A 16,549-nucleotide genomic window follows, 5' to 3' on the forward strand; every position below is an offset into this window, starting at 1 on the left:
TATTAATATTTACCGCCTAACGTAATATCGTTTTTGGCAAACCCGATTACCGAATTCTTCTTTTCGTAGAAATGGGTAGCATTTGCCATTATACCTTCTCTTGTATAGAACGGACTGTCCGGCTGTAGAGGCAATTCGACCTGTTGCCCTGTGCTAGCTGCCATATAAATCGCGGTAATCAGCTCAAGCGTCTTCTTTCCCTCATAGCCATCGACCAACACGGTCAAAATATCATTTTCTATAGCTGACAGTACATTATCAATTTGTCCTTGATGTCCACTGTAAGGTACCGAAGGCAGCTCGTTGTACAACTTTTCAATTTCGTTTTCCAAGTCTACATTTTTGATAGGGAATCCATTTTCTTTGGGAACGGAAGCGTATACTTTCCACGGAGCGGAGACTCTCGCCTTTTCCCCTTGAAAAATAAGCTGCTGTTCTTCACCATGATGCACAACCGAGCTCGTGATTTGCGCCAGCGAACCGTTGGCATAAGACAATACGGCGATAGATAAGTCTTCTACTTCCGCATTGTCATGTGAAGTATTGCTCATGATCGCTTGCACCTTGGTCGGCATCCCCATCATCCATTGCAGCATGTCAATGTGATGCACCGCATGATTTAACGTGCAGCCTCCGCCTTCCTTCTCCCATGTGCCTCTCCACCAGAGATCGTAATAAACATGTCCGCGCCACCAGTACGATTCCACCTGAGCATGTACCACTTTGCCCATTTTCCCTGAATCCAGCACCTGCTTCAATTTCATGATCGGATCGCGGAAGCGGTTTTGACCGACTACGGACAAGATTTTCTGCGCTTTCTCTGCCGCTGCAATCATCCGATCGCATTCAGCTAACGAGGAGGACATCGGTTTCTCCACCAACACATGCTTGCCGGCATTCAAGAATTGAACAGATAAATCAGCGTGTGTATAAGGTGGTGTACAAATAGAAACCAAGTCGATATCGTCTCTTGAAGCAATATCTGCGGAATCACTGACGATGTCGCAATCCAGGTTGTATTTCTCCTTTAAAACAACTGCCTTTTCCGGATAAATATCGCATAATGCGACGATCTGGCATCGCTCTGGAAAAGAAGTATAGGCTGCCAAGTGAGCTACCGATATACCGCCTGTACCTACTACCGCTACTCTGATCATGAATAAAAACCTCCTGTTATAAATTGATCCTACTAATAAAGGGTACTCCACTACTCTTTTACAACACGCTCTAACCATCTAGAAGTCTGGTGAACATAGAGCGGAGTGGCCAAATGATCTGGGAGAAGCGTTAGCGTTCGCCTTTGTTTCCCGATATTGGCCGCCCAGCGGAGACTTCTTCACCGGACTTCTAGACGTTCTCTAATTTATTCGTTTCCTTCAATTTCTGTCTGTTCCAGCAGCCACAATATCGCCGTTACACCACGAGGATAATATTTGCTGCCAATAATAACCCCGGCAAGAATTTGGTCGCTCCAGCTCCAATAGGAATGCTCTGGATGCTTCAACCAAGCAACGTGCGCTGCATCAGCCTTCTCATCCTGCGGGAAACCCATCATTTTCCGGGAAATAAACTGGCATAAATAAATTTTACTAAGCCATGAATTGCTGCTGGTTGAAGACAGCTTCCAGCCTCCATCAGGAAACAGGCAAATGTCTGGGACCAAAACGGCAGCTAAGTGCTGCTTCAAAGCCTGAATATATGGACCGAACCTGCCATTCTCAGCCAAAGCTTCCCTGCACCCCGCAAAATAAGGGAAAATCATCCCCTCAATGGCCGGAATAATTTTCGAATCGTTATTCTCACTAATTACTGCTGGAATATAGCCTTGATCTGTCATGTTGGAGGTAAGCGTTGCTGCACATCGCTCAGCTTGTCTGCCTGCTTCAGCAGATAATTGTTCTTCACCAACACTGCTGAACAGCTTCTCAAGTGCAACATAAGCGGCCCAGCATTTGCCTGCCATATAAATGTTGTTACGCGCCTGCCCCAGTGAAATGTCCAAGCTGTCGTAGGTTGATATTTCCGCTCCACCCATCGTCCGGCTGCTGTCAAGTCCCATGATCCCATTGCGCTGATCGGGAATAGGATGATCCCGGTTCAGCATGCTGTCGAAGCATTGCTTAAGCGTTGCCAGATGACGGTTCAGAAAATCGCTGTCCCCTGTCTGCTCAATGTACACGACCGCACAGCATATCCAGTTGACCAGTTGCTCATGAGTCATGTAGGAGAAGCAATCTTTAATACCGGATATTTCGTAGGATGAATACTGTGGTCGGGAGAACACATTGGCTACACCCATATCATGGGTAAAGCTGATACCGCCGAGATATAAGGTTGGATCATCGGGAAAGCTTACTTGATCCTCATAACTGTACCGTCGCACAAACATATCCAGCTCGTTACGCACGGTCCATGGGTTCATCTTCAGCTCATAGAACAACTGGTCTGCCGTTAAATCGAAGGTGTTCATCATCCGATACTCACCTTCGTTGACAACCCAGAAGGGATCGCCTTCATAATCCAGCAATTGTGTATTGCCGTAATAGCTGCGGATAGCATGAGCAAGCATAAACTTTTGGTCATCAGATAGTCGTGCGGTATCAACCATTTCATTCGATTGTTCACACGATAAGACCAGTGCATCATAATTTTCAAGTGCGTAAACCGAAACTTCTTCGATATTTTTGAAAAAGCGCGTATACAAGTAGGACGTATCCATCCCAGCCGTGACAATGCCTCCACGATAAAAACAGATCGCATAACGCACTGTTTTCTTCTCCCCAGCCGCAACATCCGTAATTAGGGCACCGCATCCGCCAAGACCGAATGTCCAATTTTCTTTAAGAGGATTGCTAAGAATCCTCTCCATCGTGAAGCCTTGCGCGGAAGAAGTATCTGGATCCAAGGATACAATAGCCGTGTTAAGCCCCTGCCCTACTCCTTTGAATCGCCCTTTGCTTGTATCATCCAACCTTCTCATCGCACTATAAGGATCATTGCCCTGATAACCGAAGAATGCCCGCCTTGTGTGGGTGCCTTTCGTATTATCTATTGTCAGCTCGGCAAAAACGGCAGGAACGAGCGCTTCTTTCAATAGATCGGCTGCGGCTGTCAGTGGATCGGGAACACTGCGTACCGGTGAATAAATCCGAAATGTAAGCTCCCCGGCTTTCCATGTATCCGTACCCACTCTGTAATCGCGAACGATGCTTTGTGCAGGGAAACCTACAAGACGCTGCTTGTTTGTAGGTTCGGTCTCTTCCGCTTTTTCCACGTCGTATCTTGTACTTTCATCCTCGGCATCCGCAAAGAAAGGCAGAGCCTCATACAAGCTGCCATCATCGGATTGCAAGCCAATGAATACATTTTGGTCGGCAGGCTTGCCGAGCTCAAGTCCCAACCCGCCCTTTGCGCCGCGAAATCCCAAAGTAAAGCTGGCAAATGCACCGATAGGTGAATGGTGCGCATTAAAAAATATTCGATCCGTCATGAAGTCCTCCCAAGTTAAAAATAGTTGCAAATTACTGAATGTCTATGCTTACTTATTTCTTTTGTGTCTTAGCGTAAGCTTCTGCATATTCTTTGGCAGTTTGATCTCCGCCTGCGCCTTTAAATTTTTCTATGGCGGCCTTCCAGCCATTCTCATCAATTTTACCCATAATGAATTTCACTTTTGCATCCAGTAAAATCTGTGTCAGCTCTTGGCCTTTGGTTGCCCACGTCGGCGAAATCAATACTATCGTTGGATCAAGAACCGCGTATTTATCGTTATCTTCTTCGAGTTGGATCTGCAGCTTAGTCATAGGGTCGAGAACGCCCTCAGTTCTGATTTTGGTTACAGGTATCGTTTCAAGCGGAAATTTATACGGGAATCCAACTTCGTTGTCGAAGGCATCCTGGTTCGTTCTGACCGCTTTTCCATCCTTCAGATCATAATGCTTGCCTTGAATGCCCCATTCCAGCAAATCGGCCATCGGTTTATCCGACAGCTTGTCGATAAAACCAAGCAATTGCTTTAAGTCTGCTTCTGTTTTGACACTCGATTTGGGGAACATCAGAATGCCGTTGGAACCGCGTTCGCCATTAATGAACTTTCCTTTTGGGCCTTCTACAATACTGAAAGCATCCATTACTGCATTCGGATTATGGCTTTTTACACGAGTTTCAAAAGTCAGTATTTTGTTGGTAGCCTCATTAATGACACCGCTTTTGGCATTTTCCAAGTTGGCTTCAAATTTAGGAACATCGATCGTAGCAAAATCCTGATTGATCAATTTTTCATCATACAATTTTTTCGTAAACTTCATGGCCTCGAAATACTCCGGAGTTTCCTCCGATTTTATATACTTACCATCCTTCAACGCCCAAGCATTAGGGGCGCCGAACGTTACGCCAAAATCCGGTCTTAAGGAATCATTCTTAATCATCATTGTGAGCCCGTAAGTATCGTTAACCCCATTTTTATCCGGGTCATTGTTTGTAAACGCTTTAAACATATTGTATAAATCATCAATCGTTTTGGGCTGCTGTAAACCGACATTCGCTAACCAGTCTTTCCGGTACGTATAAGCATAGCGGGCAAAAGGGCGATACCGCGGAATTCCGTACAGCTTGCCATCGATCTTCACATTATCGTACACAGCCTGCGACATTAACGACAAATTTTTGTAATCTTTGATATAGGGACCAATATCCCAGAAAGCCCCATTCTGCGCTGCACTAATCAAGTACGATTGATTCGGAGCTCCACAGCTTGCAAGAATTTGCGGCAGGTCGCCCGAAGCGATCATGACGGGAAGCTTGCTGCAAAAGTCATTGCTCGATATTAAGTTAATGGAGAGCTTCGTGTTCGTATACGCCTCGATAGCCTTTTGTGCCTCATTACCGGGCTGCGGAATGTCTTTTCCGTCAAAGTTCAAGGAGATTTTGATGGGTAACGGCTCTGGTCCTTGTGCTGCACTACTTGAAGGAGCGGAATTGTTGGAATTGCTCGTACAGCCGGCTAACAACGACATTGTGAGGATTGAAGTAATGACAACAGCACTTCTTTTTTTAGTGTCCAATGTACGCATGGTTGACCTCCATAATTTTAATCATAAAGCGATTTTCTCATTGAAATCGTTTTCATTAAGTGAATAAAATGCTCCAACCCGCTGATTTGTCCTTTCTTGTTTAGTAGTAATACTAACATACCACTATACTCTGCGATTGACGATACACTAATCATGGATCGAATTTACCCTTTTCGCGCATTTTTTTCTAAACGAAACCGGTGTTATACTATAATAGACAACATGGATTTCAGTAAAAGGGGCTTGAAAACAATGAAAAGCTATTCCGATCAATTCGAGATGGGACGGCTTCCCGACCTTCGAATTACCGTTCAGCTCATGGGGCTGCATGGACGAAAAGTTGATTCGCTCTGGAGCTATCCATCGCATGAGCACCCTATGTATGAAATCCATTGGGTCGTTGATGGGGAGATGGAGATGGTCGTCGATGGGCAGACTTATCATCAAACTAAAGGGGATATTCTGTTTATTAGGCCTGGTGTTACCCATTCCTGTAAATCTTCAGGGCCACAGGGCTTCACTTACTTCTGCGTGCACTTCAGTGTCATTGACCGTATTTTCTCCAAAGAGCTTGAACATCATCAGACGACCTCTTATCCCGCATCCTCGCAGCTGGCAATAGGCATTCAACCTGCACTATCGGCTTTATACGATCTCTCCATTGAGAGCAAAAGCACGATTTTGTCCACCTCCAAAAGCATGAAGGTTCATTCCGCCGTTTTTGATCTGTTAGGAAGCCTGATTGACGAGCTATCGCAATCCGATAATGTCATGCTAACCAAAAAAGAAGTTTTAGCCAGTCAAATTGCCGAGCAGATTGAAGACTCCGTACAAACTCTTTTGCTGCATGGGCAGACTCACGAAAATGGACGAACCTGGGTACAGGATATTGCCAAATCGGTTAACATGAGTCCTTCTCAAGTCAATCGCATTTTTCATCAGGTGTATGGCAAAGCCCCGCGTAAATATTTGTCTGAAATTTTGTTGAACGAAGCCCAACGCCTGCTGCTGCAAACCGACTTATCTGTGGACCATATTGCGATGATGCTCGGGTATCGGACCAGTCCCCATTTTAGCCGTCAATTTAAAAGATGGACTGACATCACACCAAGCGAATACAGAGAGAACACGGATCCACAGACGCAAGCTTCTAGATCGAGATCTTTGTAGTTTGGGATGTGGATTCACATTTTAATTATTTTCGTGCGTCTGACCCTGACATACTTCTGTCAGGGTCAGTGTTTTAATATAAGAAGTGTAATGTGCAGCTCCATAGTTCAGGAAGCATTTATGGTACCATTCATGATTTTGTGTAAGATCTTTTGATAGTTTTCAGCACGAACTACAATAGCTTTCAAACTAATAAGCACTTCGCGAGCTTCCTCCAAATATTCCTTGTCCCCAAAAATTTCATACAGGGTTATGTAATCATTATATTCATCCAGCCATTCGTTAAAATAAGAAGATGTCATATTTATCACTCCTTTGTAGCAAAGCTTATCAATCCAACATTAAGCTTTTATGAGAACAAGATGAATGCTTCCTATATTTTTATCCAATCCCCGTCTTACTCGCCGCTAATCTCCACGCAGACAAACCTGCACCACTCCGCTTTTATTTGCACACGTTCAAATCATTTAGTCATATGTCATTAGCCGTTACGCAGACTGCTGTGTCTTTATATACTATTTTAGGTGTAAGCCTTGTGTACCCCTGCTTTCCCGACAAATGTGTTTATATTTATTAATTTGCTACTGTGCCAGGAGTGAGCGCCATGAAATGGAATGAATGCACAGGCTTTTATAAGGCCTACCTGAGCTTAGGTTCGACTTGTCAAACCGCCTATCAGTTAAAAAGACTGGGATTGCGTCAATTTGCAGGTCCCTTGGATTGGTTTATTTCTGATTCCGTACCTGATTTGGTCCAGCTGATTCGCAAACGCTTTTATGGATTTATGGAGTTCGACCATCTTCAGCTTATTGACCGAACCTACGATCATTTTGTTGTAAGAGATAGTGATTATGAGGTGGTCTCTTTTCACGATTTCCCACGGTACCTAACGATAGAGCGGGTTTGGGATGCCTACCCCCCTTTCAAAGGGAAGATCGACCGGAGGGTGCAGCGTTTTTTGAAAACTGCAAGGTTCAGTAGTCCCGTTTTATTGGTAAGAACACAAACGTCAAGAAAGGAAGCGATACAATTAAAAGCCGCTTTAAATACAATGATGTACGGTAAATATCGTTTATTAATAGTTAACAATCATTCCAGCGGCTTGAATTCGGTGGTGCACGAAGATTGGGGAATCGACGGGGTGTGCTCAGTAAATGTACCAAGCGGACGCGATTGGAGAGGATCGGATCAGGCTTGGAATACCATTATGAAAGGCTTCATGCTAAGCCATTAAAAAGCAGGCAAGAGGCAGGAATGCTACCTATTTAGATGCAGTATGGATTGATGGCGACCGATGTCCTTGTCTTCTTGCAAGGTTCAAACATCGAGCGCTTTTTTTTGCGAAATAAAAATATAGCTCGCTCGTCTGAAGCAGCAGGTAATGAAACTGGAAATTTTGGTTAAAAAAACTTGTTTCGGAGAATCTTAACAATAATATGCAGGAAAGGATATGCAACTATGGCATGGATCGTAACAGGAGTTTTGGTTGTCATTATGCTTATATCCTCGTTAGAGGCACCTGCTTTATGGAGAGCAAGCAAATTTAAAGAGCTTTCCCTATTCCTGCTATTGATGTGCGGTGCTGGTATCTTGAGCGTTATGGAGGCACTCCAATACCCATTACCCAACCCGCTCGAATGGATCAATGCCACATTTGAACCATTCAATCAGGTCATTTATTCCGTATTTGAATGAAGAGGACGTGTGGACAATGGATTCAAAGGAAACCATAAAGGCGCGTTCTTTTATGAATCTCGTTATTATGTTTGCGGTGGGGACATCGATTCTAATCGCACCTAGCGGTTTGGTAACCGATGCCAAGCAAGACGCCTGGATGGCAAGTATCTTAGGAATTTTTATAAATATCTTGCTGGTGCTGCTGTACACTACACTCGGAAATCGTTATCCGAATAAGACATTCGTTGAATATTGTATAATCTCACTCGGTCCCTGGATCGGAAAAATCATATCACTGCTGTTTGTAGGTTTCTGCTACATCCTAGCCTCCCTTATGCTCGGAGATGTGGGGATGTTTCTGACCTCGCAAATCATGCCTGACACGCCTATGGAAATATTAAAAATCATCTTTACTTTCGTTATCATTATGGCTGTACGAGCAGGACTGAAGGTATATACCCATGCGGTCGAAATTTTTATTATATGGATGTTGGGGCTGTTTATCCTGCTCATTCTTCCTTCCATTCCAAAGTTCCACTTTGACCAACTGTATCCGCTGCTCGAATTCGGTATAAAACCTGTATTTAAAGGTGCTTACAATTTTCTGGTCCTGCAGGAAATGTTTGTGCTGCTGATGTTTTATCCCTACGTATCAGCTGGCGCCAAGGAACGCAAAAACAGCTTTATTAAGGGAATGGGGATCGGCGGCAGCCTCATTATTATTATGACCCTCTCCAGTATTCTTGTTCTCGGTCCCGCGCTTACAGCCAATCAGTTATTTCCTGCCTATGCGCTGGCCAAACATATTAACATCGGAGAGTTTCTTGAACGCATCGAATCCCTGATGATGTTTCTCTGGATTTTATCCATATTCGTAAAGATTACTTTGACGTTTCATGCCACTGTCCTCGGAATAGCCCAAATATTCAAAATCAAGGATGAAAAACCATTCATTTGGCCTTTAGCCATCGGGATGATTGTGCTCTCGTCCATGTGTTATCCCAACACGATATTTGTCATCCATCTGCTCTCCCACAGCTGGGCCGCCTTTTCCCTTACGTTCATGCTGGTACTTCCGTTGCTGGTATTCAGTGTATCGCTCATTCGCGGCCAGCGAGTAAACAGCGATAAATAATTTTTATTACGAAATGGGGTGCCTTCCCTACCTATGCACAATCCTGCCGAAACGAACGATAATCTATTCGTTCAGCTTGAGTCTAACCTGCAGCATATCAAGCAAACCTTGGGCAACAGCGGCGATATCAAATTCAGGGATTTTCAGATTGACGGAATCGAGAATACGTATCTGAAAGCTTCCATTATCTATGTTGAAGGCTATTCCAATTCACAGATCATGCTGCAGGCTCTGCTTGCCGATGCTTATGAGCCGCAGGATTTGTCCGATCCTGAGAGCCTACTCCATCACTACAAGGTTAGTGTCATTTCTGAGGGTGATGTCAGAGAGGTCTTAGTCTTTGAGGAACTATTCAATGGATTGCTTACCGGAAGCAGTATCCTGCTTATTGACGGCTGCTCCTGCGGCCTGTCCGTCGGTACCAAGCAAGTAAAGGCTCGTACAGTTGAAGAGCCGAATGTACAATCCGTCGTACGCGGTCCTCGCGAAGGCTTTACAGAGGTGCTCTCCTGGAATACTGCGATGCTGCGTCGTAAAATTAACAGCCGTCATTTATGGATCGAAACGTTTAAGATCGGCACCATCACCCAAACCGAGATAGCTCTCGTTTATTTAAAAAATCTGGTCTCCGATGAACTGGTAGAAGAGGTGCGCAGCAGACTTAGTCAAATCGATATCGATGGTGTGCTGGAAAGCAACTACCTCGAAGAATTTCTTCAAGACCAGCGTTATTCCCCATTTCCGACCATTTACAATACAGAGCGGCCCGATGTTGTCGCAGCTGGATTAATGGAAGCTCGAATAGGGGTTATGGTAGACGGCACGCCGTTCACGCTGCTTGCTCCAGCCATATTCACACAATTTTTTCAATCCAGCGAGGATTACTACCAACGAAGTGATTTTGCTACCATGATCCGTTTACTGCGGTTTGTATGTCTCATTATCGCAACATTAACACCCGCTCTCTACATTGCCTTGTCAACGTTTCATCAGGAATTGATTCCTACAACCTTGCTATACAACCTGTCAGGCCAACGCGAAGGGGTACCTTTTCCAGCCCTGATTGAAGCCCTGATTATGGAGATCACCTTTGAAATCCTGCGGGAAGCCAGCGTCCGTATGCCCAAGACGATCGGACAGGCTATCTCTATTGTGGGAACGCTGGTCGTCGGACAAGCAGCCGTTGAAGCTGGATTGGTCACCGCAGGTATGGTTATTGTAGTCTCCATAACTGCCATTGCCAATTTTGTTATTCCCGCTTTCAATATGGGGATTGCAGCGCGCATTATACGCTTTTGTTTGATGCTTGTTGGGGGGTCCTTCGGTCTGTTTGGCATTTTTATGGGGATCATCCTGCTTGTTATTCATATGTGCGGCCTGTCCTCACTTGGGGTCCCCTACATGTCACCTTTTGCTCCCTTTCAATTATCAGATCAAAAGGATACGCTCGTCAGATTTCCGTTGATGCGAATGATTACCAGACCCAAAAGCCTGAAGCCCCGTAATCTGGTTCGACAAAAAAGGAGCCGTACCCAACAGGAGGAATGAAGATGAGACGACTCCCTGCATGCTTGATCATAGGCTTGCTGATCCCACTCCTTGCTGGCTGCTGGGACCGCAATGAATTGAATCAGATCAGCATTGTTGTCGGACTTGGCATCGATAAGATTGACGGTATGTATAAGGTGAGCGTTCAGATCGTGAATCCTACCCGAGTCGCTGCCAAAGGCGGGGTGAGCAGTAGTTCCAGTCCGGTCGTTACTTTTGAGGAAAGCGGCAAAACAGTACCTGAAGCACTGCGACGTATGGAGGTTAAGGCACCGCGTAAGCTCTATTTTGCGCATTTACGGATGATTGTGCTGGGGGAAGAGCTGGCAAAATCGGGAATCAGCAAACCGCTTGATTTTATATCCAGAAGCCCGCAAATGCGGACAGATTTTTATCTGATCATTGCCAAAAATTCATATGCCTCCGAGGTATTAAAAATCTTCAGCCGCATGGATCCGATTCCCGCTAATAATTTATATACAACGCTTGAGGTCTCTGATAAGCTCTGGGCCGCAACGGGTAAAATCACACTCGACAAGCTGATTCAGGAACTTAGCGCTAAGGGCAAAAACCCTGCGTTGACAGGTGTTGAAATTGTCGGGAATAAGAAAATTGGCGAAAGCACCATGAATACTGAGATAATTTCGCCCCCGACCTTATTAAAATATTCAGGCATGGCCATTTTCAAGTTAGACCGCATGGTAGGCTGGATTGGCGAGGAAGAGACAAAAGCGCTGAACTACGTGCAAAATACGGTCAATCAAACGGTTGGTTATCTTTCCTGTCCTAACCAAGATGGCAATATAACCGTTGATGTTGTAAACGTACGATCGTACATGGATACCCGAATCAAAAATGGAAAACCGATTGTTGATATTAAGGTCCGTGTGGAGCAAAATATATCTGACATCGAGTGTGATATCGATATTACACAACAGCCAGTGCTCAATAAATTGAAGGAGGAAAGTGATCAGAAATTAGAAAAAATGATTGAAAGCTCCATTCACAAGGTACAAAAACAATATGCAACCGATATTTTCGGTTTCGGTGAGCTCATTCACCAAAAAAATCCTAAAATCTGGTCTCAATTCAAAGACTGGAATGAGGAATTTAAACAATTGGAGGTAGATGCGCACGTGGATACCATATTTAGACGCATGGGAACCATTGTTCAATCCGTTGACCACCAAACCGAAGAATAATCATGCAAAAAAAGCTTAACGAACGCGAATTAACGCAATCGTGTTAAGCTTTAGAAATATTTATATTCATACACTTGCCGCTTCGCTATACGCCTATATCTACACCCTCTATAAATCCATGGTTTTGAGTGTATGGGTATAAGCTTTTTTCATAAACGCAGCTTTTAATTCCCTATCCATACTATTATCATGAAGGATCAAGTAAAAGTTGGACAGGAAATGATGCCAGTTGATTCTGGTTTGTTTCATAATTTCGTCCATATTTAGCCCGCCTCACCTGTAGTTTGATAAGGTATCTTACCCATATCCAGGGTTGTCTAATCAGATACGTTTAACCCAAGGTGCTCGGCCAAAATACAAGTGAATTGCGATCCCGCTCCGCCCCGCGTTTAAGCAGCAGTTGACCTTCGGGTGAATTGACCGCTTGTTGGCCGTTCCACGAATCGATCACGATTTTGCGGGATTTGCCGTAATCCAGCATCTGACGGAAAATCGGCAGCAGCAGCTCAGGATTCTGATTATACTCGTCCTTCAGAAACACGATTTTGCGCCCGTAATTTTCCAGCCAGCACACCCACATTCCCTTATGATACACAAGAAAATTACCTTGTTTGCGTGTAAAGTGAATCCCTTCTACCTCCGGCCACGGCACAACAGTTCCGAATACATCGGTGGGATCTGCCGCATGGATCGCCACAGCACGCTCGGAACCCTCAACAGCAGTTTGCACTTCGCTTGGCTGACGGAGCATACCAATGACATCACGCTCCATAAATTGCATCGAGTTAATTCCTTTGACGAACAGTCCGCGAGTGAGCGTTCCGAGCTCCTCCAGACGCTTGAGCACCTTCAGCATGTTCTCCCATAAAAAAGGCGCATATTGGGAGACGACCTCTTTAGTAATGATTCCGTGATTAAGCAGTAAATGTCTGACCCAGGCAAGCGCCGATTCCTCAAGGGGAATGGAAGTACCCCCCAGTGATTCAACAGGATACCAACGTCCGAGACCCGAGCCCATTTTGGGATTCAGCTTGCCTTTGGCCGCGCTGTAATTTCGCAATGGAGACCACTGATCGTTCGAGATATGACCCTCCCAAACGAGATCGAACAGCTTGGCCAACATAACGGAAGGGACTAGACCTGATTCAGTGGACAGTCGGGTTAAAAAGCTTGCACCTCTGGCACGAAGCAGAGCAAGCAGCTCGGGATGTGCCGTTTCCGTTGTGGTCGGTATAAAGGGACAGTAGAGTGAGACCGAATCTGCTAGAAAAAAGGCGATCTTTCCTTCCTTTTCGTTAGCCTCCTTACGGCCCATCCATATGACCTCGCCTGAAGCGCACAGCAGATCAAGATCAGACTTCTGGTAACCTGCTACCCTAGATGGGAAAATCAGCTGCTCCCATTGCGAATAAGGTAAAAAGATTCCCTGCAGCAGGGTCACCGCATGGCGCAGACTGTCGATACCCTTTAATTGCTGACCCGGCAGCAGGTGGTGCCGCTGCAGGAGCATAAGTCCAAGACGAGCCGATGCCACAGGCTCACCCGCATTACGGAAGTGTTGGAGGGAAAGACGCGTGATCCGATCGCAAACCTTGCTGCCTGACCACTGCCTTTCAGCTGAAGGCCACCACTTCTCGGTTGATTCTCTACCTGCCCTTCAATTAAATAGACGAGATCAGCTTCGCTGAATGGAGTACGCTCGATACGCCGCTCCTGCTCCCATTTCCCGATCAGCTGCTGAGATTGCCCCTCATTTAGAAGATATCTTCGTCTCAGCTCCGCTTCCGAGAAAGACAGTCGGCCATCAATATAACGGTTAAGCACGAATGTAACCGAAGTGGGTTCAAGTGGAAACTGCTCATAGGTTTGCTGTTCATCTCGACTGATCCATCTCGACTCACCGCCCACTTGGCAACGGATAATGATACCTTGCGCCTCAAGCTGCTGAACCCAAGTTTCAGCATGCTCTCCGCAAGTTTCTTCCAGCTCGTTCGAAGTTAGATCGCCTCGTCTTTTCAGCAAGGCAGCCAATTCATTCGGGCCTTGTGGCTTTCCTTGCAGTCGCTGCCGCTCCGCTGCCAATACTTCAGGCTCATACACAACTCCAACCGCAGAGGCCCCGAATACAGCACCTGCCAGCTCGCGGTTAATATTCATCACCTGCATTTGCAGCTCACTGCTGAGCGCATCGGACTCGTAAATTTGAGTATTCACGTAGTCCCACATAAATTGATTAGCCCACGGAGAGGGGAAGCGGCTTTCCGTGATTTTGACCTCAATACTTCCTGACTCCAGTCCGTTCAGCACATATTTGAGACCATCGGCATCCAGATGCTCCTCGAAGCATTCTGTAATTGCCGCCTCAAAAAAAGGAAACTGCTCGGCATAAGGCAGCACTTCCTTTAGCAGCTCCTCGCTGCGCAGGCGCTTTTGCCACATCGGTGTCCGTGTAAACTGCCGTGACAGCAGCAGCCCCACCTCCGCCATCCGGCGAAAGGTGATAGCAAACATCGGTGAACGGCCCATCGCCTCCATCAGAATCGGGTCAACCGATGCTGCTGCAGCCTGCCAAATCGAGGATAGCCACTCCGGGTCCCACTCCCGAAAAATCATCTCGATTCCATTATCCTTTGCTCCCATATAAGGACGGTATTGCAGCTTGCTCTCTATTAAATGCTCCAGCACAATCTGCCACGTCCGATTCAGCCTGCGTCCCCACACATTGTGGAGAATAACGTGGGTTTGGTTCATTGCATCCTGATACTGCTCAATCACAATCGAGCGGTGAGTCGGAACCGCGCTTGCCGCCTGCTGCTTTCTGATCAGCTCAATCAGACTATTTGCCGCAAGTGCATCAAAGCCATACAGTTGCTCCAGCCAATCGACGGTAGCCACATCCGCCTGCCGATCCTCCAACCGAGCACAAATTTCAGCCAAAAATGTACCTACCTGCTCTCCAAGCTCAAAGGATCTCCCAAGACCCTCACTGCGCCAAAAAGGAATCTCGCTGATCCGGTTAGCCGTTTCACTGACCAAAATACGATCATTTCGTATTTCCCGAATCGTCCACGATTGAGCCCCCAGCTGAAACAGCTCGCCGACCTTGCTCTCGTGTACATATTCCTCATCCAGCTCACCGAGCTGGATCTGATTATCGATATGGTAAACCGGATAATTACCGCTACCCGGTATCGTACCCGTTCCCATAACGGCAGCCATCCGGCTGCTGCTTCTGCTGCTCAGCTTCCCCGTGTCCAGATCCCAATCAATCAAAGGGCGGACAAACGGATAATAGCCGGAAAGCACACGCAGCAGTGCTTCCAGTTTGTCGCGCGTCAGCGTATGGTAGCAATCACTGCCTCGCACAAGCAATAACAGCTGATCAACAGTCCAATCATCTGCTGCCACCATCGCCACAATCTGCTGATTCAGCACATCGATTCGATTGCGCCGAATGACGATTGGCTCAATATCCCTCTCCCGAATCATCCTGCTGAGCACAGCCACCTCAGGAAGCGTGCTGCGCTGACGAACGATAATCACACCACGGCTGACCTCCCCTACACCATGTCCAGCGCGGCCAATTCGCTGTATACCCGTAGCGGCTGCCAGTGGAGAATCAATTTGAATGACCAGATCGATCTGGCCCACATCAATTCCAAGCTCCAGCGAAGAAGTGGCGATTAGGCATTTCAACTCACCCGCTTTTAGACGCCGCTCAACCTCCAGCCTCTGCTCGCGCGAAATGCTTCCATGGTGTGAGCTGGCGAAATCGCCGCCGCAATAATCATTCAACTGCTGAGCCAGCCGCTCACACAGCCTGCGGTTATTGACAAAAATCAGCGTCGAGCGGCAGCCTTCCATTTCCTTGAGAATACGATCCATGATCGCAAACCATACCGCCTCTTTATCTTTAGCGGAGTCATGATCGAGTACTGCCACTCGCAGCTCAAATTTTTTATCACCGATGCTTTCTATAATGTTAACGGGCCTGACTGAGTCATCTACCCAGCCTCCCAAGAAAGCAGCCACTCGCTCCAAAGGCTTTTGCGTAGCAGACACGCCAATACGAAGAAACGATTTCTCGCACAGCACCTCCAACCGTTCCAACGAAAGCGATAGGTGAGTGCCTCGTTTATCGCCTGCGATATAATGAATTTCATCGACAATCACTTGCTCCACAGATCGTAGAATTTCCCGAGCCTTCTGGGAAGTCAACATCAAATACAACGTTTCCGGGGTCGTAACGAGAATATCCGGCGGCTTACGCAAAATCGAAGCACGTACCTTTTGAGGTGTATCTCCAGTACGAACCGCAGCTTTAAGACCAAGCCAGCTAAGCTCCGTCCGTTCGGCCAGCTTATCCAATTCCGCAGCAAAAGAAACCACATGATGGTGAATATCATTATTTAATGCTTTGAGCGGTGTGATATAAAGCAGCTTGACACCAGGCCGTTCTTCGCCTTCAGGATGCAGCTTGGACTGAATAATACGATGCAAGCCTGGCAGCATGGCGGCTAAGGTTTTACCTGAGCCCGTTGGAGCAGCGATCAGCGTATGACGATCGGATTCAATGGAAGCCCACGCCTGAACTTGAACGTCCGTAGGCTCATTAAAGCTTTCCTTGAACCACGTAGAACAGAACCGGATGAACTCGCTGTAAATAAGCAACTGTTCCCATCTAAGCAGAATCCCCCTTGTATAGATCGGATTGATATCATATAAATTCATTTGGTTAAGCTGAA

General features: G+C 46.3%; 13 protein-coding genes. 6 read left to right on the plus strand and 7 right to left on the minus strand.

What is annotated here, in order from left to right; all coding sequences use genetic code 11:
* Window positions 1–2: 2 nt before the first annotated feature.
* From BM210_RS03655 to BM210_RS03665, 3 genes are all read right to left on the minus strand, one after another.
* Window positions 3–1,157 carry a Gfo/Idh/MocA family protein gene (locus BM210_RS03655; protein ID WP_091164452.1) on the minus strand — a complete coding sequence of 385 codons (1,155 nt, stop codon included), beginning with the start codon at window positions 1,155–1,157 and terminating at the stop codon, window positions 3–5.
* Between the two features lie 206 nt (window positions 1,158–1,363).
* On the minus strand, window positions 1,364–3,490 hold the full coding sequence (locus BM210_RS03660) for a glycoside hydrolase family 52 protein (protein ID WP_091164455.1): 2,127 nt from the start codon (window positions 3,488–3,490) through the stop codon (window positions 1,364–1,366).
* A gap of 52 nt (window positions 3,491–3,542) precedes the next feature.
* A complete protein-coding gene (locus BM210_RS03665) occupies window positions 3,543–5,072 on the minus strand; it encodes an extracellular solute-binding protein (RefSeq protein WP_091164457.1) in 1,530 nt (509 codons plus the stop codon).
* A gap of 252 nt (window positions 5,073–5,324) precedes the next feature.
* Between BM210_RS03665 and BM210_RS03670 the strand changes: the two genes are divergently transcribed.
* Window positions 5,325–6,242, plus strand: coding sequence for an AraC family transcriptional regulator (locus BM210_RS03670; RefSeq protein WP_091164459.1), 918 nt, complete (start codon window positions 5,325–5,327; stop codon window positions 6,240–6,242).
* Between the two features lie 107 nt (window positions 6,243–6,349).
* Here BM210_RS03670 and BM210_RS03675 read toward each other — a convergent pair whose 3' ends face one another.
* Window positions 6,350–6,544: a hypothetical protein gene (locus BM210_RS03675; RefSeq protein WP_091164462.1), complete on the minus strand. Its 195-nt coding sequence runs from the start codon at window positions 6,542–6,544 to the stop codon at window positions 6,350–6,352.
* 302 nt (window positions 6,545–6,846) lie between these two features.
* Here BM210_RS03675 and BM210_RS03680 point away from each other — a divergent pair, with 302 nt between their 5' ends.
* The 5 genes from BM210_RS03680 (at window position 6,847) to BM210_RS03695 (ending at window position 11,804) form a co-directional block, all read left to right on the plus strand.
* Entirely contained in the window at window positions 6,847–7,476 is a 630-nt protein-coding gene (locus BM210_RS03680) for a DUF1796 family putative cysteine peptidase (RefSeq protein WP_091164465.1), read from the plus strand.
* A gap of 224 nt (window positions 7,477–7,700) precedes the next feature.
* Entirely contained in the window at window positions 7,701–7,937 is a 237-nt protein-coding gene (locus BM210_RS34215; RefSeq protein WP_143100984.1) for a hypothetical protein, read from the plus strand.
* Between the two features lie 16 nt (window positions 7,938–7,953).
* Window positions 7,954–9,054, plus strand: a complete 1,101-nt coding sequence (locus BM210_RS03685) for a GerAB/ArcD/ProY family transporter (protein WP_177237602.1) — start codon at window positions 7,954–7,956, stop codon at window positions 9,052–9,054.
* A 33-nt stretch (window positions 9,055–9,087) separates the two neighbouring features.
* Window positions 9,088–10,602, plus strand: coding sequence for a spore germination protein (locus BM210_RS03690; protein WP_091164468.1), 1,515 nt, complete (start codon window positions 9,088–9,090; stop codon window positions 10,600–10,602).
* Window positions 10,603–10,604: 2 nt separating this feature from the next.
* Window positions 10,605–11,804, plus strand: a complete 1,200-nt coding sequence (locus tag BM210_RS03695; protein ID WP_177237603.1) for a Ger(x)C family spore germination protein — start codon at window positions 10,605–10,607, stop codon at window positions 11,802–11,804.
* Window positions 11,805–11,912: 108 nt separating this feature from the next.
* Here BM210_RS03695 and BM210_RS34620 read toward each other — a convergent pair whose 3' ends face one another.
* The 3 genes from BM210_RS34620 to BM210_RS03700 all read right to left on the minus strand — a co-directional run bounded on the left by BM210_RS34620 (window position 11,913) and on the right by BM210_RS03700 (window position 16,535).
* On the minus strand, window positions 11,913–12,065 hold the full coding sequence (locus tag BM210_RS34620) for a hypothetical protein (protein WP_177237604.1): 153 nt from the start codon (window positions 12,063–12,065) through the stop codon (window positions 11,913–11,915).
* A gap of 70 nt (window positions 12,066–12,135) precedes the next feature.
* On the minus strand, window positions 12,136–13,338 hold the full coding sequence (locus BM210_RS35555; RefSeq protein ID WP_256223224.1) for an Lhr family ATP-dependent helicase: 1,203 nt from the start codon (window positions 13,336–13,338) through the stop codon (window positions 12,136–12,138).
* Window positions 13,272–16,535, minus strand: coding sequence for a DEAD/DEAH box helicase (locus BM210_RS03700; protein ID WP_256223225.1), 3,264 nt, complete (start codon window positions 16,533–16,535; stop codon window positions 13,272–13,274). The genes BM210_RS35555 and BM210_RS03700 overlap by 67 nt, the downstream gene beginning before the upstream one ends.
* Window positions 16,536–16,549 lie beyond the last annotated feature (14 nt).

The organism is Paenibacillus sp. 1_12 (genome assembly GCF_900114475.1).
Taxonomy (GTDB): domain Bacteria; phylum Bacillota; class Bacilli; order Paenibacillales; family NBRC-103111; genus Paenibacillus_S.

What these genes read in the sequence shown, in the direction of transcription:
- BM210_RS03700 (WP_256223225.1), bottom strand. Translation starts at nt 16,535, where the DNA reads ATGAATTTATATGATATCAATCCGATCTATACAAGGGGGATTCTGCTT.
- BM210_RS03690 (WP_091164468.1), top strand. Translation starts at nt 9,088, where the DNA reads ATGCACAATCCTGCCGAAACGAACGATAATCTATTCGTTCAGCTTGAG.
- BM210_RS03680 (WP_091164465.1), top strand. Translation starts at nt 6,847, where the DNA reads ATGAAATGGAATGAATGCACAGGCTTTTATAAGGCCTACCTGAGCTTA.
- BM210_RS34620 (WP_177237604.1), bottom strand. Translation starts at nt 12,065, where the DNA reads ATGGACGAAATTATGAAACAAACCAGAATCAACTGGCATCATTTCCTG.
- BM210_RS03665 (WP_091164457.1), bottom strand. Translation starts at nt 5,072, where the DNA reads ATGCGTACATTGGACACTAAAAAAAGAAGTGCTGTTGTCATTACTTCA.
- BM210_RS03695 (WP_177237603.1), top strand. Translation starts at nt 10,605, where the DNA reads ATGAGACGACTCCCTGCATGCTTGATCATAGGCTTGCTGATCCCACTC.
- BM210_RS03675 (WP_091164462.1), bottom strand. Translation starts at nt 6,544, where the DNA reads ATGACATCTTCTTATTTTAACGAATGGCTGGATGAATATAATGATTAC.
- BM210_RS03660 (WP_091164455.1), bottom strand. Translation starts at nt 3,490, where the DNA reads ATGACGGATCGAATATTTTTTAATGCGCACCATTCACCTATCGGTGCA.
- BM210_RS03655 (WP_091164452.1), bottom strand. Translation starts at nt 1,157, where the DNA reads ATGATCAGAGTAGCGGTAGTAGGTACAGGCGGTATATCGGTAGCTCAC.
- BM210_RS34215 (WP_143100984.1), top strand. Translation starts at nt 7,701, where the DNA reads ATGGCATGGATCGTAACAGGAGTTTTGGTTGTCATTATGCTTATATCC.
- BM210_RS03670 (WP_091164459.1), top strand. Translation starts at nt 5,325, where the DNA reads ATGAAAAGCTATTCCGATCAATTCGAGATGGGACGGCTTCCCGACCTT.
- BM210_RS03685 (WP_177237602.1), top strand. Translation starts at nt 7,954, where the DNA reads ATGGATTCAAAGGAAACCATAAAGGCGCGTTCTTTTATGAATCTCGTT.